Source organism: Bacteroidia bacterium, assembly GCA_020852255.1.
Classification (GTDB): domain Bacteria; phylum Bacteroidota; class Bacteroidia; order JADZBD01; family JADZBD01; genus JADZBD01.
On the sequence record JADZBD010000015.1, the window covers coordinates 19,549 to 44,436 of the forward strand.

28 protein-coding genes are annotated in these 24,888 nt (G+C 39.2%); 11 read left to right on the top strand and 17 right to left on the bottom strand.

The features are described 5' to 3' along the window. Window positions 1-9: 9 nt before the first annotated feature. From IT233_07765 to IT233_07790, 6 genes are all read right to left on the bottom strand, one after another. The gene (locus IT233_07765) at window positions 10-249 is read right to left on the bottom strand and encodes a MerR family transcriptional regulator (protein ID MCC7302521.1); all 240 of its coding nucleotides are present in this window, start codon (window positions 247-249) and stop codon (window positions 10-12) included. Between the two features lie 12 nt (window positions 250-261). Next, window positions 262-894 (bottom strand): hypothetical protein, encoded by a 633-nt coding sequence (locus tag IT233_07770; protein MCC7302522.1) that lies wholly within the window; start codon window positions 892-894, stop codon window positions 262-264. A gap of 217 nt (window positions 895-1,111) precedes the next feature. Further along, window positions 1,112-1,474, bottom strand: a complete 363-nt coding sequence (locus IT233_07775) for a hypothetical protein (GenBank protein ID MCC7302523.1) — start codon at window positions 1,472-1,474, stop codon at window positions 1,112-1,114. Window position 1,475: 1 nt separating this feature from the next. Continuing rightward, entirely contained in the window at window positions 1,476-1,874 is a 399-nt protein-coding gene (locus tag IT233_07780) for a hypothetical protein (protein ID MCC7302524.1), read from the bottom strand. A gap of 27 nt (window positions 1,875-1,901) precedes the next feature. Further along, window positions 1,902-2,108, bottom strand: a complete 207-nt coding sequence (locus tag IT233_07785; protein MCC7302525.1) for a hypothetical protein — start codon at window positions 2,106-2,108, stop codon at window positions 1,902-1,904. A 30-nt stretch (window positions 2,109-2,138) separates the two neighbouring features. Then, window positions 2,139-3,185, bottom strand: coding sequence for an ImmA/IrrE family metallo-endopeptidase (locus IT233_07790; GenBank protein MCC7302526.1), 1,047 nt, complete (start codon window positions 3,183-3,185; stop codon window positions 2,139-2,141). A 203-nt stretch (window positions 3,186-3,388) separates the two neighbouring features. Here IT233_07790 and IT233_07795 point away from each other — a divergent pair, with 203 nt between their 5' ends. The 9 genes from IT233_07795 (at window position 3,389) to IT233_07835 (ending at window position 12,210) form a co-directional block, all read left to right on the top strand. Then, window positions 3,389-3,694 carry a helix-turn-helix transcriptional regulator gene (locus tag IT233_07795; GenBank protein MCC7302527.1) on the top strand — a complete coding sequence of 102 codons (306 nt, stop codon included), beginning with the start codon at window positions 3,389-3,391 and terminating at the stop codon, window positions 3,692-3,694. Window positions 3,695-3,930: 236 nt separating this feature from the next. Continuing rightward, window positions 3,931-4,515, top strand: coding sequence for a hypothetical protein (locus tag IT233_07800; protein ID MCC7302528.1), 585 nt, complete (start codon window positions 3,931-3,933; stop codon window positions 4,513-4,515). After that, window positions 4,503-5,030 (top strand): hypothetical protein, encoded by a 528-nt coding sequence (locus tag IT233_07805; GenBank protein ID MCC7302529.1) that lies wholly within the window; start codon window positions 4,503-4,505, stop codon window positions 5,028-5,030. Before IT233_07800 ends, IT233_07805 begins: the two co-directional genes overlap by 13 nt. After that, complete coding sequence (locus IT233_07810) at window positions 5,020-6,936, top strand: AAA family ATPase (GenBank protein MCC7302530.1); 1,917 nt, start codon at window positions 5,020-5,022, stop codon at window positions 6,934-6,936. The genes IT233_07805 and IT233_07810 overlap by 11 nt, the downstream gene beginning before the upstream one ends. Window positions 6,937-6,957: 21 nt before the next feature. Continuing rightward, entirely contained in the window at window positions 6,958-8,826 is a 1,869-nt protein-coding gene (locus tag IT233_07815; GenBank protein MCC7302531.1) for a DEAD/DEAH box helicase, read from the top strand. Between the two features lie 31 nt (window positions 8,827-8,857). After that, the gene (locus IT233_07820) at window positions 8,858-9,886 is read left to right on the top strand and encodes a hypothetical protein (protein MCC7302532.1); all 1,029 of its coding nucleotides are present in this window, start codon (window positions 8,858-8,860) and stop codon (window positions 9,884-9,886) included. 22 nt (window positions 9,887-9,908) lie between these two features. Next, the gene (locus tag IT233_07825; protein MCC7302533.1) at window positions 9,909-10,664 is read left to right on the top strand and encodes a glycosyltransferase family 2 protein; all 756 of its coding nucleotides are present in this window, start codon (window positions 9,909-9,911) and stop codon (window positions 10,662-10,664) included. Beyond that, window positions 10,661-11,680: a radical SAM protein gene (locus IT233_07830; protein MCC7302534.1), complete on the top strand. Its 1,020-nt coding sequence runs from the start codon at window positions 10,661-10,663 to the stop codon at window positions 11,678-11,680. The genes IT233_07825 and IT233_07830 overlap by 4 nt, the downstream gene beginning before the upstream one ends. Next, window positions 11,680-12,210, top strand: a complete 531-nt coding sequence (locus IT233_07835; GenBank protein MCC7302535.1) for an AAA family ATPase — start codon at window positions 11,680-11,682, stop codon at window positions 12,208-12,210. Before IT233_07830 ends, IT233_07835 begins: the two co-directional genes overlap by 1 nt. Before the next feature lie 33 nt (window positions 12,211-12,243). Here IT233_07835 and IT233_07840 read toward each other — a convergent pair whose 3' ends face one another. From IT233_07840 to IT233_07890, 11 genes are all read right to left on the bottom strand, one after another. Further along, window positions 12,244-12,903, bottom strand: coding sequence for an NAD(P)H-binding protein (locus IT233_07840; protein ID MCC7302536.1), 660 nt, complete (start codon window positions 12,901-12,903; stop codon window positions 12,244-12,246). A 3-nt stretch (window positions 12,904-12,906) separates the two neighbouring features. After that, window positions 12,907-13,287 carry a DoxX family protein gene (locus tag IT233_07845; protein ID MCC7302537.1) on the bottom strand — a complete coding sequence of 127 codons (381 nt, stop codon included), beginning with the start codon at window positions 13,285-13,287 and terminating at the stop codon, window positions 12,907-12,909. Window positions 13,288-13,347: 60 nt separating this feature from the next. Beyond that, entirely contained in the window at window positions 13,348-13,800 is a 453-nt protein-coding gene (locus IT233_07850; protein ID MCC7302538.1) for a hypothetical protein, read from the bottom strand. A 96-nt stretch (window positions 13,801-13,896) separates the two neighbouring features. After that, on the bottom strand, window positions 13,897-14,262 hold the full coding sequence (locus IT233_07855) for a nuclear transport factor 2 family protein (GenBank protein MCC7302539.1): 366 nt from the start codon (window positions 14,260-14,262) through the stop codon (window positions 13,897-13,899). Window positions 14,263-14,346: 84 nt separating this feature from the next. Continuing rightward, window positions 14,347-14,613: a helix-turn-helix transcriptional regulator gene (locus tag IT233_07860; GenBank protein ID MCC7302540.1), complete on the bottom strand. Its 267-nt coding sequence runs from the start codon at window positions 14,611-14,613 to the stop codon at window positions 14,347-14,349. Window positions 14,614-14,760: 147 nt separating this feature from the next. Further along, window positions 14,761-15,231: a GNAT family N-acetyltransferase gene (locus IT233_07865; GenBank protein MCC7302541.1), complete on the bottom strand. Its 471-nt coding sequence runs from the start codon at window positions 15,229-15,231 to the stop codon at window positions 14,761-14,763. Between the two features lie 41 nt (window positions 15,232-15,272). Beyond that, window positions 15,273-16,040: a menaquinone biosynthesis protein gene (locus tag IT233_07870; protein ID MCC7302542.1), complete on the bottom strand. Its 768-nt coding sequence runs from the start codon at window positions 16,038-16,040 to the stop codon at window positions 15,273-15,275. A gap of 370 nt (window positions 16,041-16,410) precedes the next feature. Beyond that, window positions 16,411-19,815 carry an efflux RND transporter permease subunit gene (locus tag IT233_07875; protein MCC7302543.1) on the bottom strand — a complete coding sequence of 1,135 codons (3,405 nt, stop codon included), beginning with the start codon at window positions 19,813-19,815 and terminating at the stop codon, window positions 16,411-16,413. A 34-nt stretch (window positions 19,816-19,849) separates the two neighbouring features. Beyond that, window positions 19,850-20,953 carry an efflux RND transporter periplasmic adaptor subunit gene (locus tag IT233_07880; GenBank protein MCC7302544.1) on the bottom strand — a complete coding sequence of 368 codons (1,104 nt, stop codon included), beginning with the start codon at window positions 20,951-20,953 and terminating at the stop codon, window positions 19,850-19,852. A 35-nt stretch (window positions 20,954-20,988) separates the two neighbouring features. Further along, a complete protein-coding gene (locus IT233_07885; GenBank protein MCC7302545.1) occupies window positions 20,989-22,347 on the bottom strand; it encodes a TolC family protein in 1,359 nt (452 codons plus the stop codon). Window positions 22,348-22,363: 16 nt separating this feature from the next. Then, window positions 22,364-22,978, bottom strand: a complete 615-nt coding sequence (locus IT233_07890; protein ID MCC7302546.1) for a TetR/AcrR family transcriptional regulator — start codon at window positions 22,976-22,978, stop codon at window positions 22,364-22,366. Window positions 22,979-23,228: 250 nt separating this feature from the next. Here IT233_07890 and IT233_07895 point away from each other — a divergent pair, with 250 nt between their 5' ends. Both IT233_07895 and IT233_07900 read left to right on the top strand, forming a co-directional pair. Continuing rightward, window positions 23,229-23,870: a hypothetical protein gene (locus IT233_07895; GenBank protein MCC7302547.1), complete on the top strand. Its 642-nt coding sequence runs from the start codon at window positions 23,229-23,231 to the stop codon at window positions 23,868-23,870. Window positions 23,871-23,921: 51 nt separating this feature from the next. Then, window positions 23,922-24,383 carry a MarR family transcriptional regulator gene (locus IT233_07900; protein MCC7302548.1) on the top strand — a complete coding sequence of 154 codons (462 nt, stop codon included), beginning with the start codon at window positions 23,922-23,924 and terminating at the stop codon, window positions 24,381-24,383. Window positions 24,384-24,888: the final 505 nt, after the last annotated feature.

Here is a 24,888-nt window from a genome sequence, read left to right on the forward strand (position 1 = left end):
CAGTTTGTGTTACCGTTTTTCATCCTTGTTGGGGTCCATTGTATGTGGAAAGCAGAGGTTCTGAAAGATGACCTTCACCTGCGGAATGGTATAAAAGCGGCCTTTCTTTTCACCCACTTCATTTTTAAATTCGTTGATCCACTTTTTTAATGTCCTGTTGCAGACCCCGTAGATTTTCGCAAGCTCCGTAAGCGTGTAAGGCTTTACTGGAACCTGCATTTTTGCTTCTTCGTTGTTATTCTTTTCCATGTATAGTTGTTTTTAAGCGCAGAAGTGAAAGTGATTGAGTATCGGGTTGAGATTTTCTTCGCAGCTCTGGCAGAACCTCGCCTGTTTCCGTCTTTCGAGGTTTCGGAGATACCATGCCTTCGTTCCGGAAAAGCCTTTGGGATTGTCCTTATGCAGCCAGATGCAGGGATGAGGGATGTAGCGGTGAGCAAAGCGGCTCACGTATTCCTTCGCCAGCAGGATTCTTTCGCAGTAAGCTGTAAAATGCTTATGGGCTGTGGCGGTGAATTCCTCGGCAGGAATTTCTTCATAGTATTCCCGGATAAAGAGTTTTGAAAGTTCTACTTCTGCTTTTCTGAAAGGATAACCACCCCACAGTATGCTGTGCGCGAAATCCCAGGTGGCATTCGTGAGAAGTTGGATCGCTGCCGGATGCACACGCATTTTTGAATTGTTCTTAATTGTTCTCATATTGTCTGTATTGTTTTCTGATTGTTCAGTATTTGTTCCGTAATTGTTCGGTGATCTGTACCGCGAAAATGGGGTGGCATTTTGACCACGATTCCAGTTCATGTCAGTTCGTGCAGGTTGACGCAGAACATTTCCTGTTCGCGTAAAACATTTCCAGTTCGTGTAAGTGATTTTTGATTTTCCTGTGTTTCTCATTGGTAAAATGATTGACAGGCCAAAGGTCTGGCAGCGCAATGGGACGCTTGCCGGAAAGAGGAAGGAAGGGTATAGAAGTGTGTACTGAGGTAGATTGTAGCCTCAGACTGTACTGAAATGTATCAGATGGTATTTTGGGGTACTAAACTGTACCTAACCGCACAGCATTGCATGGAACTGCACGGCTCTGCATAGGATTGCATGGAATTGCAAGGAATTATTGGTTCTCCAATCTTTTCTTCCAGATGGCGGAGAAACTTTTGCCAACCTCAAGAAATTCATCGTGAGAAAAGGTATCGGTTTTGGCGTTATTGCACCAATAACAGGAGAGAACAATATTGCTTAGATCGTTATAGGGTAATTCAGATTGCTTTCTGTCAAATTCAAGCCTGCGACCTCTGGTATCAATTCGTTTTGTAAAGAGAAGCTGTTTGTCCAGGAGAAATTTGATCTCGTCTTCGGTAATACCACAATAGCAGCATTTTTTCTCTATGGAATCATACCACTTCTTAAATTCTTCATACGGAGCTTCAATTTTCTTGCTCCGCCAGATAGCTATTAGCCGCTTTTCGTCCAGCATATCAGGTTAGCTTACTTATCTCCCAAATAAAATAATTGCAGCTATTCTTCAGGTATTGATCCTTTAGCTCAATGTAGTCCGCTTCCAGCTTCTCCGAAATATCTTTCCAGAAAAGAATGAATACTTTCCTTTCTTCGCCCTGCAAGTCGGAATTATACTGGATCAGCTTCTTTGAAAAGGATTCCATCTTCCGGGTGAGGTTATCGTAGCGCACGTTGTCAGTCCGTTCAAAATAGGATTGAAACATCCTATGAAAAGATGGCCCGGCCTTTATTAAATGTTCTTTTAAGTTCGTCAATGATTCTGCGGGCAATGAAACCCGGAGATCCGTGTACAGAAATTCATTGACCATTAAATTGAAGTCAGCAGGTGTATAATCCTCCCTGATAATTTTCGCCATAATTATTTTTCTTTTTCTGTTCTGCAATTATTCACCAACTGTACCAGGCAGGCCGATCAGTTTTATAATTAGTCTCACTTGATTCAGCGTGTAATACTTTCCCGTTTTAGGGCCTACCTGTGGTTCAATTTTTTTGAGCCAGGTATAGAAACAGCGGGGACTTATTCCGTAAATGATCGCCAGTTCTTTCTTCGTGTAGGGCTTAATTTCTAACAATTTGTTTTTACTCTCCATGACTAAATGGTATTTGTGGAACTTACATATTTACTCAGCGTATTTGGCCATAAACTCCTCCAGTTCCAGATGCAACGATGCTGCCAGCTCTTTGGAAGTGAATTTATGGACGTTCTTGTATTTAGTAATCAGGTCGCGCATCAAAATGGATTTCTCTTTCGGAAAATCCAACTCGATGGGTTCGCGCCTGCGTATTTTTAATTGGTTGAATTGCGAAAGCAGGTATTTCTTTTGGTTCTCAGTAAAAAAACCCAGGTCGGCAGCACGGTACAGGAGCGAGATCATGGAAACCTTCCATTTGCGCTTCAGTTCTCCGAGCAAGGGAATGGTAACGCCTTTTTCAAATTCCTTTCGCATTTCGTTTTCGGGCATCAAAAGGCCTGCTGCGAATAGGTTTGCCTCGTGCGAAATGTCCCGGTCATGTGATGGAAGCGTATGGCCGTGCATGACCAGGTGGCCCAACTGATAAGCCAGGCTGAACCGCTGCCTGTCGGCAAGGTGCAGTTTGTTCACTACAATGATCGGATGCTTGTCTTTGGTAAGAATCGTACGGCTATCCACACGCTCAGTTCCGAAATCGAAAGAAATAACAATGATCCCATTGGCCTCCAGCAGTTCTGTAAGGTTGGTGATAGGGCCTTTCGGCATCTTCCAGGCTTTTCGCAATTGCATCGCTACCTGTTCTTCGGAGCCGACCTTTTTCAAGTCTAAATCAGGGATATTGGGAACCGGGAGCTTGATCTTATGGCTGATGATTTCAGTATTGAGCCTGTAAATGTTGAGTTGAGCCTCCAAAGGCATCAGAACCTTTGCCGAAACGTGATCCCGTTTGCGGTAATTCAGGCTCATCGGCAGGTAGGCTTCTCCTTCCTGGTAAAAGAATTCCCTGGGATATTTGAGCAGCTTGCTCATCCGCTCCAGGGTAGGCTCAGGCATTGATTTATTATCCGTCTCGATCTTGCAAATAAAGCCCGGAGAAGTGTTTAGCTTCTCAGCCAATTCCTTCTGCGACATAGCCCTGGATTCCCGCGCCAGGACGACCATTTTAGGGTTAATCTGTATTTCGGTAGCAACCATAATTGGTGTGAATCATTTATGCGGCAAAAGAATGTATATTTTCTGAATTGACCAAATAATTGACCTATTTAATTTTATTAAAATTGATTTATGCCTGATTATGAGCATTTTAAAATTGTTGATAAATAGCACATCCTGATTATTGGAAATAATTTCGGTTTCTATACTTTTGACACGAATTGTCAAGATAATCCTATTCAAACATGAAAAGTCTCGGTGAGCAGATCAGGGAGCTACGCGAATCCCAGGATATACCTTTACGCATTGTATCCGCTTTTCTGGATGTTGACCCGGCCATCCTGAGCAAGATCGAACGCGGGCAACGCAGGGCCACAAAGGAGCAGGTTATAAAACTTGCCGGTTATTTTAAGGTAGATGAAGACGATCTTGTTGTTGCCTGGCTATCCGACAAAATCGTGTATGAAGTGGAAGACGAGGAACAGGCAATAAAAGCCCTGCACGTAGCCGAGGAAAAAGTTAAATACAAATCAAGATTAATAAAGAAATAATCCCAGTACTACGATTCAAAGAAAAAACTACGAATCAATTCATGTAAAACCCACATCATGAGTACAACCGCGCAAATAATTCTGGCAATAATAGGCCTTTTGACTGTCCTTGCAGGAGGAGCATTAATCTCAAAAAAAATATCGAAGAAAAGAAACACAAAATCGTTTCAATCGAACATTAAAATGAGTGGAACAGGAAATAAAGTTATTGGAGGTGATGATAATTCCGCGAACAAATGATTGAGAATAAAAAACAAGAAAATATTGAAGTAGGCGGCAGCGATAACAAAGTTGTAGGAGGTGATGATAATTCAAAGCACACGACCCACAACTATGTTTTAAGCAGTAAAGGAAAGCTGGGCAACCTTTTCAAGAAACTTACCGAAAAATACGAGAACAATGACACTATTAACCAAATATCCGAAGATTTAAAAAGATATACGGATGGCAGAGATACCATTGGCTTGGAAGAAAAATTAAAGCAAGCAAACAAGAGCCATTTGTTTGATGACTTTTCCTGGTTAAAGCAGGAATTCTACAAGAAACTTGTAAAATACCAGAACTATGAACCCGCGCAGGAAATATTTGCCTTCATTTTAGCCATTGTTCTTGAGAGGTATCGCAACTACATACGCCCGAAGATTGCTAATAATGAATCCGAAGAGCAAATACTAAACTGTTTGTCCTCGGAAGTAATTCAACCGATTTTAAAATTGATTCACGATGAGGGCTGCGATGATATAATGCAGCTTTCCGCAACAGAAATTGAAGGAATGTTTCATTATCTGACAGGTAATTGTCATATAAAGTGGTCATCATGATAGTCTATCAACAGGCATTTGATATTTATCATTCGGTATTCCGATTGCTTCGGCTTCTCGACTTTTTCAATCGATCAGAAAGTGTGGAGGTAGAAAGATTAAGAATTTGGGACTTCTACTTACTCTACCCAAACAAAATGTCGGAAATTAAATTACGGAGGGAGGAGGAAGATATAAGAAAGTTAATCCGAAACTATATTGTCAAAAAGGAAAATCCCTATGAAGAACTGAATGACTGCCGTATAATGTTTGAGAAAATACAGCCGTATCAAATTACTGCGATGAAGTGCCTTGCTTCCTATGGAGTAATCAATAAAGAAACACTATCTCTAAATAGAGTTTCTGTAATTAATAAAAACGAGTTACGTGCAAAGCTTGCGAATCTTCCTGTCTTAACAGACAAAGAAACGAATGCAGTAAAATTATTGACCTCACATTTTTTCTTGATGCCTTTGGCTGGAGAATTCGGATTAAAGCAGCGCACTGGGTTGATAGAAAGCAAATATGATGCATAACAACCTTTACATAAACCGATTGGTCATCCTTTCTAATGAAGGGAAAGTCGCTTATGATGAAAAATATCATAAAGGTGTAAATATTATCCGAGGCGAGAATAGTAGCGGTAAATCGACAATAAGCCATTTTATTTTTTATGTTTTAGGGGGAGCATTTCATGAGTGGGTTAAGGAGGCTCGTAAATGTAATTGCGTTTTTGCGGAAACAGAATTAAATGGAGCTACGGTAACTTTAAAGCGCCATTTAACTTTTAATGAGCAGGGCCGTGCTAATGACAAGGAGGGCATATACTTTTTCTGGGGGCCATACGAAGACGCAAAAAAAGCGGTGGAAGGTTGGCTTTACTTTGGCTACAATAGCACCTCCGATAAAAAAAGTTTTTCAAATGTAATTTTTGAGAATCTAAATATACCCGTAGTAAAAGGAGATAACAATATTACCATACATCAGCTCCTGCGTCTTATTTACGTAGATCAGGATTCTCCAACAAGCTCTTTATTCCTATACGAACAATTCGATACCACCCTTACAAGAGAAACGGTTGCAGAATTGCTTCTGGGCGTATATAATCAGGAGTTATATGACAAAAAACAGCGTGCATTGGAAGTAAGTAGTGAACTTGAAACAACACGGACTGAAATAAAAGTTATTAAAAAGTTTACGCCCGACCCGTACCACTTGATACCTGCGAATATTAAGACTCAAATTGAGCAAAAAGAAAAAGAGATCGAGGAGGTAGATAACGAGATAGTTGCCCTATCAACCAAAGCAAAGCAGGTGCGATATGCTAAGAGTACCAAATTGGAATTCGAGAAATTAAATGAGGAAGCGATTGCACAAAGAAAAAAAATAAAGGAGCTTGCCAATGATTTAAGTAAGCTGACGCTTGAAGTTGCAGATACTGAACTTTTCATTGATGCCCTTGAGAACAAAAAGAGAGCAGTTAGTAGTTCTATCAGTACCAGGGAGCTTTTAGGGGCATTTGAGTTAGATTTTTGTCCAGAATGTCTTAGTGAAATCCCTAAAATTGATAATAAGGAGATTTGTAAGCTATGCAAAACGCCCGTCCAAGATTCGATTGGAGTGACGAAAGCCCGAAAGATTGAGCAGGAAATTTCGTTTCAGATAAAAGAATCAAAAAAGATTGTAGAGCAACGGAAACGTTCAGAGCTGGAGTTGAAAAGCACATTTGATTCTGAACAAATTAAATTACATCAGATCCAGGAAAAGGTTAATCAGGCACTAAATGACGTAAGTTCTTATAGGGAAGAGAAGATAAATAGTCTATATACGGGGCGAGGGTTTATTGATGGAGAAATTATTCAGCTCCGTACACTTTTAGAAAATGCTGAGTTATATGAAAGGCTAATCAAAAAACAGAGTGAGCTTGAGCAGGAACAAGATGCTTTGGACTACTCGATTAAGATATTAATACAGCAACAGGAAAAACTCAAGAAAGATATTAATGTTGCAACTGAAGGTAAAGGTATATATCTGTTAAATAATGATCTTAAAAGGCAGGATGAATTTTTTGAAGCTAAGGAATTTCACATTGACTACCGTAACAACATTGCTTTTATCGCAGATAAGGAGGCAAAATATTCAGCCAGCTCCAGCTTTTATTTAAAAACATCTGCCAGGTATGCGATATTCTTTGCATCCTTAGAAATTGAACGCATGAGATTCCCTCGATTTATTTTATGCGACAACATGGAAGATAAAGGAATAGAAAAAGAGCGCGCACAAAATTTCCAGCGCATCATCGTAAAAGAAGCTGAAACTCATTCCGAAAACTCATATCAGGTCATTTATACTACGTCCTTTATACCTGACGAATTGAATAATGAAAAATACTGTGTTGGAGAATTTTATACAGAGCAATCACGTAGTCTAAAGAATGTATAGATATATGCTTCAAGGAAAATCATGGAGAATCAAACAGACAAATTTAATGAACGCCAAAGGAAGCAGAAATTTCTATCCTTCCTGCTCCATCTCCATAGGATTATTCCAAAAGATTCTTTCGTTTCTATTACTCTTGAAAAGGTAGTCGAAAAATTTTCGGTTCCTCCTACTTTTGTTCAAATTCTTCTCTGGAAAAAAATCATTTGTTTGGATGAAGGGAAGGTGGATTGTTACCGATGGGATAGTATTCATCCAAACGTCTATATGGCTGAAAAACTACTTGCTTCGGAGCAGGAATATATCGCTGGCCAGAAGCAAATAATAGAAGAAAGGAAAGAACAAGCCAAAGCGGAGCAAGTAGTTGTTACGAATGCAATAACGACCGAGACGTATAGAGTTTCCGGTGAAGAACTGCGACCCTATCAGAGAAATGGTATTGCTAAGATTTTTGAAAAGTGGAAGGAGGGAAAAAGAAGTGTTCTTTTCCAAATGCCCACCGGGACCGGAAAAACTGTCCTCTTCAATGAAATTGTGAAGATGGGCTTTGACAAGAACAGGAAGGTGCTGATTGTGGTGCATCGGATCGAATTGGTAGATCAAATAACCAAAAAGCTGATTAAAAAAGGTGTTAATGTGGGACAAATTATCGCTGGACAGAAGGTTGACTATTCAAAAATTGTTCAGGTGGCGAGCATTCAAACTCTCTCAAGGAGGGATCATCCTGAAGCGAATTTGATAATTATTGATGAATGTCACCATTCAAAAGCTGCCACATACAAGAAGCTCTGGGAGATTTACCCGGAAGCTAAATTCTTAGGTGTAACGGCCACGCCATATAGATTAAGTGGAGAGGGATTTGATGATCTGTTTGACGACTTGATCGTTTCAATGTCAATAAATGATTTTATCCAGAGGGGCTATCTCTCGGAGGTAACGCACTACTCGTGCTCAACTCCCGATTTATCGAGTGTAAAGCAGAGCAAGGGCGACTATGTTACCGGAATGCTTTCAAATGTTATGCTTGATAATTCAATTATGAAGGACATTGTTGAAAGCTATCAAGAGATTTGTCCGGGAAAGTCTACCATTGTTTTCGGTGTAGATGTTGAGCATAGCAAAGAAATGGTTTCCCGTTTTAAGCAAGCGGGGGTTTTAGCTGAACACATAGATGCTAAAACCCCAAAAGAACAACGAGAGGCGATTTTGAGTGACTTTAGGAAAGGTATTATCAAGGTCGTCAGCAATGTGGAGATTATTACTGAGGGATTTGATTTTCCAGAGTGCGAAGCGGTAATTCTTGCAAGACCCACGAAGTCTCTTTCCCTTTATCTGCAAATGGTAGGCCGGGTCATGCGGCCAGCTCAGGGAAAAAAGGAGGGCATCATACTGGACAATGCTGGATTGTGGTTGGAACACGGCCTATCTACTATCGACAGAGAATGGTCTTTATATCCGGTAAAGAAAAAGCGCAAGAAGGACCTTATGCCTACGAATGAAGTTGCCTTAGATAAGGACGGCATTATTCGGGAGGTAGATAGATTCCGGCCAACTGAGGTAAAGAATATGAAACTTGTGCCCGTTTCAGTAGCGTTAAAGCGACTGCTTCATTTTGAAACGCTGGTATCGAACGCAAAGTTCAGGGGCTATAAACTTCATAATGCTTATTATAAGTATGTCGAATATGTGGAGGAAGAAGAGCAAACAATTACAAAGGAGGAATTTGATTACATCAAGAAAAGGCTTTCATATCTCAGTACGTTGGTTGAGCCTGATAAGGCTATTCACCCTGGTTTTTGGTATCACGAGGATAAACGCATTACTAACGCTCTTGCTGAAGAAAGACAAAAGATTTTTTCTGAAAAATCCGTTCAAGCGCCTTTTAACATATAACCTATTTTTTTAATACTCTAATCTTATAACAATGGCAAAGACAAGTAAAAAACACAAGTGCCCCCTTTGCGGTTCACTCCTGGCAGAAATTAAATATTATGAAATTGTTGGGGTATGGGACGCTAAGGCTAAGGCCGAACAGCAAATAAAAAAGGAACTGGCAACAGCGCGACAACAGACACAGAAATTGGCTGCCGAGCATAAAGCCACTATGAAAAAACTGGAAAAGGAAAAGCGGCTTGCAATCAAAGATGGAATTGAAAAAGGAAAGCAGAAAGAGAAATCAAGGGCCGATAGACTGTCAAAACTTGTGAACAAGCAATCTGAAGATTTACAGCAGGCAACCAGAAAGATCAAAGAACTTGAGAAGCATCTGAAAGACGGGACAACTCCCCAAACCGCTGGACACGATTTTGAAAGGGAAATTGTCAAGCAACTTGAAAAGGAATTTCCTTCAGATAAAATTGAACATCATGGAAAAGGTGGTGACATTTTTCATAGAGTATTTTTTAAATCGAAGGAAATCGGAAGTATTTTGTACGAGTGCAAGAAAACAACCAAATTCCTTCCCGATTACGTGCATCAGACAAAACGAGCAATCTCGTCCCGAAATGCGAGTTATGGTGTTTTAATAACATTTGCAACGAGAAAAAATGCACAAGGATTCTTTGTGGACAACGACATAATTGTTGTCCATCCATACGGCACGATTCACATTGCTCAGGTTTTACGCAATTTCCTGCTGGGGCAACATACATTAAATCTTAGCCAGCAACAGCTCGAAGAGCGGTCGCGTAATCTTATGGAATTTATCAAGGGCGATGACTTTAAAAACTCAATGGACAACACAATTTACCGAACACAGGAGCTTGCCAAAATTCTAATGCAGGAGCATAAAGATCACATGAAAAGTTGGGGAAAGAGATTTCAGCACTATAATGGCATACATGGCAACACAAGCGGGCTGCAAATCGCTACTAAAAATATTCTCAATGGATTGCCTATCAATAAAAATCTGATTAAATCGGAAATTAAGCAGTTGCCTTCACCTGAACTGTGACATTTCTCGACTGTTATGTAAAATGAGTGCCTTAATCATTCCATGCTATATAAAATCACAATGGGACATTGACTGCCTGAACAGGCTGCTGAACAGCGTTAGGGAACAAAATCAACCCTTCGAGAGGGTTTATCTGATTGACGATGCAAGCCCTTTGAAATATGCCCCTCGACATGATTTTATCGAACACATTATCTTGAGTGTAAACGGAGGCCCTGCAAGAGCAAGGAATGCGGGAATTGACCGCGCCCTGAAGCTCGGCATTCAGCATATTCTTTTCACCGATCACGACTGCATACTTGACAAGCAATGGAATGCCCAAATGGTTTCATTCCTGGATCAAACCGACTTTGCTGCGGTAGGTGGAATGACCCATTCCTGGGGGAACACATTCCTGGATCACTACCATGACATTAACGGAACCCTGGCAGGTAAATGGCTTTTGCCGGATAGAAAAGAGCTATGGTATATGCCTTCCTTGAATTTCGGCATGAAGGCATTTGCGGCTGAACAATTTCCCTTTGATGAAAGATTCCCAACTGCTGCCGGAGAGGACGTTGATTTGTGTTTGAGGCTACGCAGCAAATACAAGATCGGCTTTTGTCCCGATGCAAAACTATGGCACGACTACGGGTATAAAAACTCGATTTCAGGTTTCGGTAAGTTCGTTAAGCTATTCAAGAAATACAAAAGCTCCAGCGCAACGGTTTACGAGGGGCATACTGTACTGATGTGGGATTCTTCCGAATCGATCTTTAAAGGGAACATGATACAATGAGTTTGATTTACCGGCTTAGGAAAAAGCAACCCAATTTAACGCATGGCTTCTTCGATTATCTCGGAGAAATCAGGCCATTTGTGAAAAGAGTGAGGAAACCTCACCTGGTTATTCCTATGGTTCTATTAAAGTCAATAGAATGGAGCATTTACAGATGGTATAAAACCCCTATAAGACGTTTTTACGGGATCAAGGGGAATGAGCTGATCTACATGATAACAAACGCCTGTAATGACCGCTGTCCGAAATGCGGAATCTGGGAAAGGCCGGAACCGCAAAGCCAGCATTTGATAGTTGCTCACTTTATTAATTGCTTAAAGAGGCTTCATCACAATTTATATCAGGTTACATTGACGGGCGGTGAACCATTGCTGTTTAAAAAAGACGTAATGCTGATTGCTGAAGAAGCGAAGACGTTGAATGTTCCTATGGTAACTGTTACCAATGGACGATTTCTTGACGAAGCATTTTTAACGCGATATAAGGAGCTTGGTCATATACTTGTGATTTCGGTAGATTCGGTAAATAAGGATAAGTGGAATGAATTTAGGGGCAGAAAAAACTTTGGCATTGTAATGCCTAAGATCATGCTTGCAAAACAAATTTTGGGCGATCAACTCAGAATTCAGGGAGTGCTTTCAAAGGAAACAGCAGAGGAAATACCAAAAGTAAGAGACTGGTGTAAACAGCATGGTCTTCAATTCAACGTCCAATTCAACCAGGACTTTGGCGGCCATTGGAATAACGCTTCGGGGGAGCAAGTCAATTATGAGAACGATACCCCATGTGCTGCACGGAAAAATATTTGCATCTATCCGAATGGAGATGTCGTAAAGTGTTTTGACCATCGGAGGATTCCTTTGGCAAAAGAGCCATTGGGTAACATATCCAGGCAAGATATTATCGAAATCCTCTGCACCAAGCAATCAACAGAGGTGTCAAAAATTATGAAGACCTGCAATTTACCCTGTAAGAATATGTCGTGCAATAAGCCTCAATCCCTGCTTTTCAACTGATGCCGGAGAATAAAACTGACATAATAATCCTTCGGGGAGCGCCTGGATCGGGCAAGTCGCAAACCGCAAAAAGTTTATCCAGGTATTTTCCGAAAGGGGCCCGGCTGGAAGTTGACACGATCCGTCAAATGGTGATCTCCGTTGACTGGAAAAACCAGCAAGAGCATATCAATATGTTGCAAGTTTCAACTGGCTTGGTGAATGATTTCCTCAAGCATGGTTTCAGACCTGTCATCGTGGTTGATACCTTTAGCGGAAATAAAATCGAAAAATATCTGGAAACACTTCGTAACCTGGATGGTAATCTCATCATTAAAATATTCGGCCTTTATGTGTCGGGCGAGGAGTTGAAAAAGAGACTGGAACTTCGGTCGAATGATGAGTTTCGGGATTTTCCAATATGCAGAAAACTGAATAATGACGTTCAGAATATAAGGTACGAAAGCGAATTTCAAATTGATACTACGGGTCTTATAGCGAATAAAACGGCTGAAATAATATTTAGACAACTCTGCAAGGTGAAGATATGATACAAATACTTGTAATATTTTTTCTTATCCTGCTCAATCCATAGAAATGGATGGAGTTGTTTGAAAATACTTTTTATCCTCCAAAATATCGAGCATAAATTTTGCTACATCTTTTCTGTTAATTGTCATCCGTAATTTATTTTCTCCTTTAAAACTCACTCTTATAGGAGAATGCCAATTCTCGTTGGTAAGTCCGACCGGGCGAACTGCCGTCCAATCAAGCCCGCTTTGACGAAGCACCTTCTCCTGATCCTCATGCCCGGCATAAGCAATGCCAACCTTTGTTTTATTAATGAGGAAACGAAACATCCAATTGACTTCGCTGTAACTATCGCCTACTCCCCATGCAGAAACAGTTATAACTCTTCGAACACCGCTATCGTTCATTGCTTTTACAATATTTTTCATAGCTATATCTAACAAGTTTGGAGGCGTTACAACTTTTGCCCAGGGCCAGTCGGATTTCCGAGCAATGTTCAATGCTACTAAAACTGCATCGCAACCTTCTATGGTTGCAAGTACATCTTCATATTCTAACGGAGAACCAATAATGGAAAAGGCTTTCCTCTCTGTAATTTTTTCTTTGGATTTTTCCCTAACGAGGCAAATAGGTATAATGCCCCTCGCTGCAACTTGCTCTACGAGATGTTTCCCTGTTCTTCCGGTTCCACCGAAAATGGCAACTTTTTCCATTCATTACTTTTTAAAACTCGCCAGCATTTCGGGGTTACGCAAATAGTTGGCAACCCAAACCAATAACAGCATTATTGCTTGTGGAATGTACATTTCTCCGTGCTCCATGTGTGTGGCTATTGAACCGCCTAAATGCGCAGATAGCAACAAAACGCCTAATGATGATGTTCGGGGAATTAGAAATAAAATTGCTGCAATGAGTTCGCCCAATCCTATTAACATCAATTTGCCTTCCAAGCCCCATTTGACAAAGTTAACAGCAATTTCTGCATCCTTACCTGCCATCAATTTCATGGTTGCACTCATTATGAATAATGCTGACATTAGTCCGACAAATATCCATGCGGTTATTTTTCTGCCTTTTGATAATGGTTTTGTTTCCATAGTTGTTTGAATTTATTGATTAATGTATTTGGTTGCTTTCACCCACGATAATTGCTGCATTTACACAGGCAAAAGATAGTATAAGAAACCCGCCAGCAGTCCAAACCCGACACCCGAAATAATCATTTGCCATGCTTTTATTCGGTCTTTCCTGAAATCTTCCTTTTGATCTATTGAAAATGATTTGCCAATGTCTCCGAAATTAAACACGCCCTTTATTCCGAAAGCCACGCAAAATTTAAAATACCACTGTTGGAAACTTACGCCAAGCGAAGCCGCAGGTATGAATAAAAGGAGTTTCCAGATTTTATCCGCCTCATACCATTGCATGAAGGCAATGAAAAGAACGCAAAGCGTAAAACTGAAGATAGCAGCTCTTTTTCTACGCTCAATTTCTTTTTTACCGATATTGCAAGTTCCGGGAATGTAACCCTCCTGCTGCTGTTTTGGCGAACCTGAATCCGAAGCTGCTAAGCTCATAAACAGCGGTTCATTTTTTACTGTTGTTATCATTTGATTTGGTTTTAAAAATGGTGGGGAAGCAGGCAATTTTAATAATGAATGCATGGAACAACAATCACAACGCAATTGCCAGTTCCCCGTATATTGTTAATTGGCTGAATAATAAAAACGCTCATGGATTATTTTTCCGTCTTTCCATTTCTGAACAGCAACCTGTTCCATTTTTGAACGCTGTCCGCCTTTGTAGGTCATATCAAACGCCCATTCTACCATTGTTGTATCATCGCCAATTGCCACCGCTTTAGCCTGTGCCCCGTGAAACTGTTCTATGGATGCCATCATCTGCTCCTGCGCCTTTTTCTCGCGCTCGCGGTTAGCTGCCTTTCCTGCGGTGGGCGGATGATTATTTTCCTGCATGACCACATCATCATGGTAGTATTTTTCAAATGCTTCCATGTTATTACCGCTTATTATCATGCGGTTCATTTCTTCAATTTTTTCTTTAAGATTCATAATTTCGGTTTTTAGGTTTAAAATGGTTTTTACCAGTCAAATGTAATAGATATATTTATATGTATCTATATATTTATTAAAAAATTATTTAACCAAGTCGCCTTCAATGGTCTGAAGATATTTTTGAAGTGTTTTCTTATTGACGGACAATAACGAATGTTGTCCATCCTTCTGAGCAGTGATAAGTCCGCAATCATAAAGTATTTTAAGGTGATGCGAAATGGTGGGTTGGGAAAGCGTAAAATGGCTCTCTAATTCACCGCAACTTATTTCACCTTTATCCATAAGAGTTTTCAATATTTTGTAGCGGGTTCCGTCAGCTAATGCTTTTGATATCTTCAGTAAGTTCATTTTTGGGTTTATTTAATCAAATAGACGAGCAAAACAGCAAATGCTTTACCAAGCAATAAGTTTTCCATGAACACAAGTATAGTTAATTTAATTAACAGTTCATCCTATTAACTGTTTTTAAATAATTTTTAAGTCAAATTTTCCAACCTATCCCAGTTTTGTTTCCATTACAGCGATGTCTCTGTCTTTAGACCTAATTCTCGCTATTTCTTGCCAGCCAAGTCGTTTATAAAGCGTTTCTCCGGTGTATGCAAATAGAAAAATTTCTTTTAGCCCAAACCCTTTTGAAAGGTCTTTTATTTTTTCACAAAGCAATGCCCCATAGCCACGATTCCGATTTTCGTTTGTTGTGTACATCAGGGTAAACCAAGCTCCGGAAATTTTAAAGTATGGTTCATGGTCGTGTTGTGCAATGTGGTTATAAAGCCCCCCTGTTGCTATTGGCAATCCGTCAAGTGTCATCATTACTTGAAATGGCACACTTTCAAGCGGCAAGGCTGTCAGTCGTTGAATTGTTGTATTTGCAGGAATGTTCCATTCCTTTAAATACCAATCGGCAATAAGTTCAATTGCTTTTATGTCGTCAGGTTTTACGATATAATATGCGATGCTGTTCATCTTTTTGGATTAAGTGAATTGTCTTTATGAATTATAGTAAGTTAAAAATGTCCGACACCAAATCCTGCAAAGGCAAGGAAAACACGCACTCCGTCCTTTTTCTCCTCATCAAAATTATATTTGATGCAATTGGTAAAATAATCATGCAGGTCAATTTTTTCATAAGATTTTTCCTTTTTTATTTCTCCAATCATTTTCTCAATCTGATTTACTCCGTTACAAAGGGCTGAATTGAAATCGTTCACAAATTGGGGAGGGAGTTTCTTGTTTGCCACCCAGCAGGCAAAAGTGAATGGGAAGTGGGTTACTTTATTCCATTCAGTTACCAGATCATATTTATAAGTGAATTTATGAGATAAAAGTAACGCCCTGTCGCCAATAATTAATCCGGCAGTATCATTTTGTATTTCCTTCTCATATCCCTCGCTGGCATCAATCCATTCAGGAGAGATACACCAATGGTGCTTTGCCAAAAATTTAACAAGAAGAACAGATGTTTTGGATTGGTAATCAAGGTATATTCTTTTCACTTGGTGGATAGGCACATGGCTGAACAACATGACAGAAGCAACTATTTTTTCGGCACTTATGCAATAATCCGATACTATGATTTTTCTTTTCAAGAGAGGAAACTCTCCAACCGGAATCAAGGCAAGGTCAACTTCTCCTGAAAGGAATTTCTCAGCACAGCGGGCGGGATTGTCAAGAGTAAGGTCAATCGCATGAATCAAAGAAGATTTTTTAAGTCCGTATATGAATGGCTTTGCATTGAGGTATGATACACATGCTATTTTAATCTTTTCATTCATGTATTTTTAACTCTGTTTCAATATGGCGAAGGTTTTACCTAATAGTTATTTTTGGCATCTATTTTTTAAATCGACAGCTTATTGATTGGAAAAGTTTCTTTTCTTTCTCCCAAAAGAAGGAAAACTGTCCTAACAGGAATCCATAAAGCAATAACAATAACTGGTAAGCAGGAAAGATAAACAGTATATAGGTAATTGTTTTTATCCATAAAGCGGTATCGTCTTCTATCCCTACAAGCATGAAAAACAGTTTGCGAAATTTAACTACAGAGAACCCTGCAAGTGAGAAAACAAGAAAGATCAACAACAACTGCCAATTGCTGTTAATCTTCCATTTTGTTTTCAGCTTATTGAAATACAACTTCATTTATCAGTTTCCGTTCCTTTCCACTGATTTCGGGCTGAAGCGTTTGCCTGCATCGGAAATTTTAACTCTCACTTTTTTTACGCGCTCTTTTGTTTTGGCCGCCATTAAATAAAGAACAGGAACAATGATGAGTGTGATGAAAGTGGCAAACAACAAACCAAAAATGATTGTCCACGAGAGAGGACCCCAAAAAGCAACGCTGTCTCCCCCGAAATGAATTTTAGGATTGAGTTCGGAGAACATCGTTACAAAATCAATATTGAAACCGATGGCAAGCGGTATCATTCCAAGAACAGTAGCGGTTGCGGTTAAAAGAACAGGGGTCATCCTGATTCTTCCTGCCTCAATAATGGCATCTCTAACAGGTTTGCCTTCTTCCATGAGCATATCCGTAAATTCCACCAGCAAAATTCCGTTCCGAACCACAATTCCTGCAAGAGCCACTATACCAATTCCAGTCATTACAATAGTCAAATCCATACGGAAAATGGCTAAACCGAGAAGCACACCAATAATGCTGAAAATAATTTCACTCAGGATGATGAGTGTTTTGCTTATGGAGTTGAATTGCATAATCAGGATAAGCAGAATAATTCCGATAGAAATAAGGAGGGAGTTTCTTAGAAAGGTGGCGGCTTCCATTTGCTCCTCTCGTTCACCCGTCATGTTTATTTCCACACCTTCCGGAACATTTAATCCCACCAATGCTGTCTGAATACCTGAAACTACATTGTTCGGATTATAACCGCTTAGTACATTTGAAGTAAGAGTTACCACCCGCTTCTGATTTTTTCGTTTTATGCCTCCATAAGTATTTGTATATTTTACCTCGGCAAAGGCGGAAAGAGGTACTTGGCGGATTGCGCCTCCCATGTTCATATCGCGGTAAGTGATTTTAAGGTCCTTGAGCACTTCGATGTTTTTCCTTTGTTCTTCAAGATACCTGAGTTGAATTGGATAATCGTCATTTTCATCTTTGTATCTCGAAATTTCTTTTCCAAATACCGCATTTCGTATTTCCATCCCAATTTGCCCTGTTGAGATGCCTTCGCGGTTGGCGCGTTCTCTGTCCAGCACAAATGCTATTTCCGGCTTATTGGTTTGCAAATCGGATTTTAATTCCTCAACTCCCGGAATCTGCAATGAATCAAGATACTTTTTTGCCAATTGTGAGGCATAAATCAGGTCTTCAAATTTTTCACCGCTTATTTCAATATTTATGGGTTTACTCACGGGTGGTCCGAACTGCTCCTGGTCAACCGATATTTCAACACCGGGAAAATCTTTTACCGCATCGCGTATTTTGTTAAGATATTCCATAGTGGATTCTCCATGCCGTTCTGCAAACTGAACGAATTCAACTCCCACTTTGGCTTTATTAGTATATGCGCCTCTGTCATCCCTTGATTCTGATGCGCCAATGGTTACATTAGTAATTACCGATTTTACCATCGGGTTGTTTTCACCGATAACTGAATATACTCTTTTCTCCACAATTTTTGCAACCGAATCGGTATGCGCCTGATTTGTACCCACAGGAAGCGTTAAGTAGACATACACAAAGTTTGGATCTGCTTTAGGAAAAAAAACAACCTTCGGATTTCTGATTACGGTAAGAAAAACAGCCAGTACAAGCAAGCCGATAGTTCCAAATACAATTGTTCTCGGTTTGTTCAATGCCCAGTTCAAAAATTTCGCGTAGATGTTTTGTACGGAGGGCCATGTATGTTCCTGAAACCTGAAAATTACTTTTTTAAGGAATAAATGATAAACGAGATAAAGAATCAACATCAATACAATAAAATTTCCAATGCCGAAGGAGCCAAACAGGTAAAATATAACAGAAATGGCAAGGAAGGGAATGGTTCTGATAAAAATTGCCCTGCGATTTACAGCGGTAGCATTTTCTTCATCCTTTTTCATAAAATCAACTGCAAAAACAGGATTTATTATGTATGCTACAACAAGAGAGGCAGTGAGGGTAATAATAAGCGTGATAGGCAGAAAGTGCATGAACTTGCCGATAGTGCCGCCCCAAAACGCAAGCGGGAAAAAAGGAGCGAGGGTCGTGGCGGTTCCAGATAACACAGGAAGAAACACTTCGCCCACAGCTTTTTTAGCGGCACTCTTAATATCCAATTTGCCCTGCTGATAGATCCTGTGTGTGTTTTCAATTACAACAATAGCATCGTCCACCACTATACCCAAGCCGAGAAGGAATCCAAAAAGCACAATCATATTGAGTGTAAATCCGATTCCCGGAAGAATAAGGAATGCGATGAACATAGAAAGCGGAACGGATAATCCGACAAACATGGCATTGGTCGCTCCCATAAAAAACATAAGGATAATGGTAACAAGTATGAAACCGATGACAATCGTATTGATGAGGTCATGAAGCGTAATTCTTGTTCTGTCCGACAGGTCTCCTGAAACGCTCACATTCAATCCTTCAGGAAAGGACACTTTTTTCATCTGTTCAATAATGTCCTTAATCTTATCAGAAGAATTGATAAGATTTTCTCCGCCTCTTTTGATTACATTGAGGGTAATTACATTTTTTTTATCCAGCCGTCCATAACTTTCCTGCTCTTTGTAACTGTCTTTTATTTCAGCAACATCTTTTAGATAAACCGGAGCGCCTGACATGGAATTGACCACCATGTTTTTCAGAGTTTCAATATCCCTTAATTCTCCGCTTATGCTGATGGTGCGGTTCATTTCGTTCATGGTAACATATCCTCCCGATACAGTCTTGTTTTCAAATGAAACAGCCCTTTCTATATCTCCCATAGTAAGTTTCACGGCATTCATCTTGTGCATATCCACATTAATCTGTATCTCACGGTCAAGAGCGCCAACAATATCAACACGGGTGATTTCCTTTAACGCTTCTATTTTATCCTGAAGTTCATCAGCATATTTTTTAAGTTGAGCAAGATCATAGTCACCCGAAATATTTACAAAAAGTATCGGAAATTCAGAGAATTCAACTTCCATTACATTGGGGTCGGCTGGCAAATCGGTGGGCAAGTCCTTTTTTGCTTTGTCAACTGCATCCTTCACTTTTTGCTTTGCAACGGGCACATCCACATTGGTATTGAATTCCACAATAACATTGGAAAAATCCTGTATGGAGTTACTCGTTATTTTTTTTACACCCGATATGGATTTCACCTGTTTTTCAATCTGTTTTGTAACAAGATTTTCAATATCCTTCGGAGAAGTTCCGGGATAGGGTGTGCTGACATAAATTGTTGGTATTACGATGTCAGGAAACTGCTCCTTGGGCAAACTATTGTAGGACATAAGCCCCGCTATAGTTATGAACATGGTGATAATATATATGGCGCTTTTATTATTTATCGCCCAGCTGGATGGTTTGAATTCTTTGAATTTCTCTATCATAATATTGTCTTATATATTTTAATGTTTCCCTGAATTAGAATTTTATCAATGTGCCATCGTTCAAATCCTGAAATCCGGTAACAATAAGTTTATCTCCTTTATTTAAGCCGCTCTTGATTTCTACAATTCCGTTGTAAAACTGGCCTACGGAAATTATTCTCTTTTTTGCGATTGTTTTTCCTCCTTCGTTTACGGCAACATACACATAATCGCTTCCGTCCGTATTCTGAATAAGGTTTAAAGGAACAACAATGCTTGAATCCTGTTTGTAATCAACAATTTTTAATACCGCTATCATGTTGAGTTGATATTCCGAATCATTTTCCAAAGGGCTTTCTACCATAAATGTACGCGTGGTATTGTTAATCATTTTTGTGGAATATCCGATTACCGAGCGCACTTCCCTTTTCATATCGGGGAAATAGATAAGCACTTCATTACCCTTTTTTACCTTGGGGGAATATGATTCAGCCACTTCAGCTTTCACTTTCAAGTTGGAGAAATTCACTACGCGAATAGCAGGCATACCGGGCATGATGGTTTGACCTATTTTAATGTCAATTCCGTCAACGGTTCCGTTTATGGGTGATTTTAATTGCATCATTTCCAATTGCTCCTGTAATGTTGCAAGTTTCTTTTCCAAACTTTCCTTGTTGCTTTTTGCCGACAGGTATTGCACTTCGGTCCCGATTTTCTGTTCCCATAAATTTTTTTGTTTATCGTACATCGTGCTGGCAAAATTCAGAGCTGTTTTTACTTCTTCCATTCCCTGCAAAATCACCTGATTGTCTAATTCGGCAAGAACCTGCCCCATCGTTACATTATCACCCACTTTTACAATGATTTTACTCACTGCGCCACCCATCTTCGCACTAACCACTACATTTTCGTCTCCATCTACTTTTCCCTGCACCTCAATGTAATGCTGAAACGGCTGATAACCGAGTGTACTTATTGATACACTTTTTGTTCTCACATTTTCTTTATTGCTGCCCGATAATTCTGACTCAAGAATTTTAATTTGGGCATCTATCTCCGAGCGCTGCTTTTTCAGTTTGTCAATTTGAGCTTGCTTATCGCTATTTCCGCAAGAAGCAAGTATGCTAATGGCCGCGATTGAAAGAATCAGTTTTTTCATAAGGGTATGGTTGTGTTTTATATTCATAATTAAATTTATTTGATTAATCCTGTTGCTTTATCCAAGTCCACCTTTGCCACATAGTATTCATACAACGCGTTGTAATAATTGGTCTGCGATTCTTTTAATGATGTTTCCGCATTCATTACTTCAAGGTTTGAACCCACGCCTGCATCATATTTCTTTTTAGCGGCATCATAAACCCCTTCTGCGAGTTGCATATTTTTCTTTTGCGTTGTCAATGATTGAATCGCATTTTGGTAAACAGCAAGCGTAGAACTTATCTCCAGCTTCATGGCGTTTTCCGTATAAGAGATAAGATTCTGAGTTTTTATCAGGGAAAGTTTTGATTGTTGAATGCGATAATTTTTCTGAAGCCCGTCAAATATTGGAACATTCATGGTGAACCCGATAATCCCTATCGGATACCACTTCTTGCTCGTATTGAAAATATCAAACTCGTTTCGCTGTGCTTGCGTGCTGAGATTACTGTAAAGAAAAACGGTAGGCAAATAACCCATTCTGTTTCTTTTCAAATCCAATTCATTTAATTTTCGTTGGTTCAAAAGAAGAGAATACTCAATGCGGTTTTTAAAATCAAATTTTTCGGCAACAGATGTATCAGGCATCTGTGGAATTTCATTAAAGTTCATAGTATCGGTAAGCAGGATAGGAGTTGAAATATCAAGTCCCATCTGGAATTTCAGCAAACACTCTGTTACAGTAATCAGGCGCGATACTTTTTCTTTTTCAGAAATCAGATTGTTATAGGACACTTCCACGCGGTCAACATCTATTTTTTCCACAAAGCCGTTTTGACTCAGCGTTTTGGTGTCGTCAAGCAGTTTTTTTAACCGTAGTATGTTGGCTTCCAGCAATTGCATTCGCTGCCGGTTAATCAGAACGGCATAATAGCCTTTTGATACTGCTACAACGGTTTCGATCTTGGTGCGCTGGGCATTTTTTTCGGATAGTTCAAGAAATGTTTTTGAGGACTGGAGCGCAACGATATAATCGCTGTTGAATATTCCGAGTGTGGCTTGGATTCCACCGGTTGCATTATATTTTGTTCCGAACTGTACCGGGATAAACGAACCCGGAGGCCCACCGAAAACTTCGCCCGGTAAAAGCTGGGTAGGCAATTTTTCGTAGTCCTTCAAGTCGAAACTGCCGCTGATTTGCGGAAAACCAAGACCCCTGATTTCATTTTTCTTTGCAACAGACATTTGCACATCAATCCCGGCATTCACATTGAGCGCATTATGCAGTAAAGCATAATCAATGGCTTCTTTCAAAGAAAAAGATTGGACTTGTTCGGTCGTGGATGTTTGAGCCGTTATACACATGTTCACCCCGAATAAAGCAGCAAGGAATAGTATTTTTACTCTGTTCATATTTTTTTTATGGTTTCTATTCATCTTCATTAATGTTTTTGTACTTGTTTAAGAGCTTATGTCCTTTAAGGGTTGTTATCCCATGAAGAAAATGGTCAATCATGGTAAGCTGAACTTCCATAATATTAAATTTATCAGGCGGGAATGTCATCGGATTCATTGCCATTTCCACCTGCTCAATACGCATTTTTGCGAGTATCTTCACATCTATGTCATTCCTGAAATATTTTTCCTGAATTCCTTGTTTAAGATTCGTCTCCACCATTTTAATCATTGACTGTTGCTTGAATTCCTGAAACCGTTTCCATGCTTCAGGATAATACTTCTGCATATCATAAAAGAGATTGGGATTAATCCGGGAGAACATTTCAGAAATATGTTTCATAATGAGAATAATCTCCTGAACTGCATCCTTTGAATCCTTCTCTAATTGTTTTAAACGCTCATCGTTAATTTTAAGACTTGTTGCCAATAGCGTATTGACAATCTCGTCTTTATCTTTGAAATTTTGATATACGGTTTTTTTAGACATCCCCAGGTGGCGCGCGATGTCGTCCATAGAAACACTCCGTATGCCATAGCTGAAGAATAATTCTCTGGCTCCTTCAAGTATTCTATCTCCTGTTTCCACTCTTAATCAAAAATGAGCGGCAAAACTACGGAAACTTTTTTATGTTTTATAGTTTCCTGCAAAATTAATTTTCGTATTAAATGATAAAAAAGTGTTAATTTTAGACTATTATATAAATGAATATCAGCTATTTATGATTATTTGGAATAGATTATTTCAAAATTAACGAGCAATAATTGTTTAAACAAACAACGGTTAGACAAATGTGTTGAATTAATCATAAATTCGCTTCCCATAAAAAAAGATATGCATGCTTTGGTTTAATCAATTATTATCAGACCTAACCCACGATACCGCTTTTAGTAAAAAGTGTGCTGCCGCGCTGGTGGAGGAAAAAAGATATACCGATATTAAAACATTAATTCTGGCATGTGAAGAGGAAAATGAAGATGCGTGTTTAGTTGCTTCAAGCATTATATATGAAATAAGTCAAATCAATCCTTCTTTACTGGAAAAAGAAGTTGATTCATTTATTAAAATATGCGTAGGAGAAAAGGATATACTTTATAATAATTCCCTAAGAATCCTGATTGCTCTTGCTCCTGCCAAACACAAAAAAATATTTAAGAAGTTGGATGTGATTTCAGATGTTATATTGAAAGGCGGTGATGATGTAAGAGATAGTCTCCTTGAACTTCTGGTAGTGCTTGCTAAGATTTCCCCCGATTATTATAAAGAAATTTGCGATGCTTTAAGAGTGGTGCTTGAATTTTCTCCCTCAGACGCTTTTATTGCCTGTGTAGAGAAAATACTTCCGGTTGTAGATAAAAACAATTTTGAATGTTTTCAAAAGATATTAATGAAGCGTAAAAATGACCTGCATATATCAGATCAAAAAAAGGCTAACAGGATTCTATCCCATATTTTACTCAGAATATCTTCGGAAAATTAAAGCACCCTTTCAGGGAAGCCAATTAACCTTAAATTTGTCAAAAGAATATGTATGAGGTTAGAAAAAGAGGTTAATTACCATCACTTCAGAAGTGAATACGAAAAAATTCTTGTAAATATATATTATACTAACAGTTGGCTATTTGACAACTACCAGCAAATTCTGAAAAAATACAACCTGACAGCACAGCAGTTTAATGTCCTTAAAATTTTATTTGCCAGTTACCCTAAACCCATAATGATTTCAAATATTAAAGGACGGATGCTGGATAAAAATTCTGACATAACACGCATTGTGGAAAGGCTTTTGGGGGAAAATCTTATTGCAAGAAGGCGAGATCAATCTAATCGCAGAAAAGTAATTGTTAAATTAAATGTCATAGGCTATCACCTGATGGAAAAAATGAATAAGGAAGTTCAGGTATTTGAAAAACTTGTTAGCCACCTCACTCCCAAAGAGGCAATTGAACTAAATAGGTTGCTTGATAAAACACGGAAAAAATCCGGGAAATAGTTTTGTATTGGTACGACATAAGGTTAAAATGACATTGTTCTTTGAGTGACTTTCAAGAAATCATTTCCTCTGTAATTGTATGTGGCAGGGCTGTTTTACTCAGGTTATTAAAAGTTCTCTTTATATTAGCTAAGCCAAGAGCGAAGGTGGAGAAGAATAGAATTTGACTAAGGCTGTTGGAAGTTTTTACGAGGTTTCATTATTAAAGCATCCTTTTTGTACCTTTGAGTTGTTTAAATCAAATTCATGTCCATATTGTTCAATAAATGCAATTATTAACTCTAAATCTTGGGGATTGAGGTTCGAACTGTGAACCTCCTTTCCCGCCTGATGATCAAATCAGTCAGGCCCAATGGAATGAAGGAAAAGCAAGCTTGCTTGAATTTTCTGAAATGTAATGGGGCCCGACGCGTAAGCGTCACTGATTTGATCCACTGCATGGGAGAGCAGGGATCACGCAAGTAATCCCACCCTCTCCGCAAAAAATCTATATTAAATCTGAACG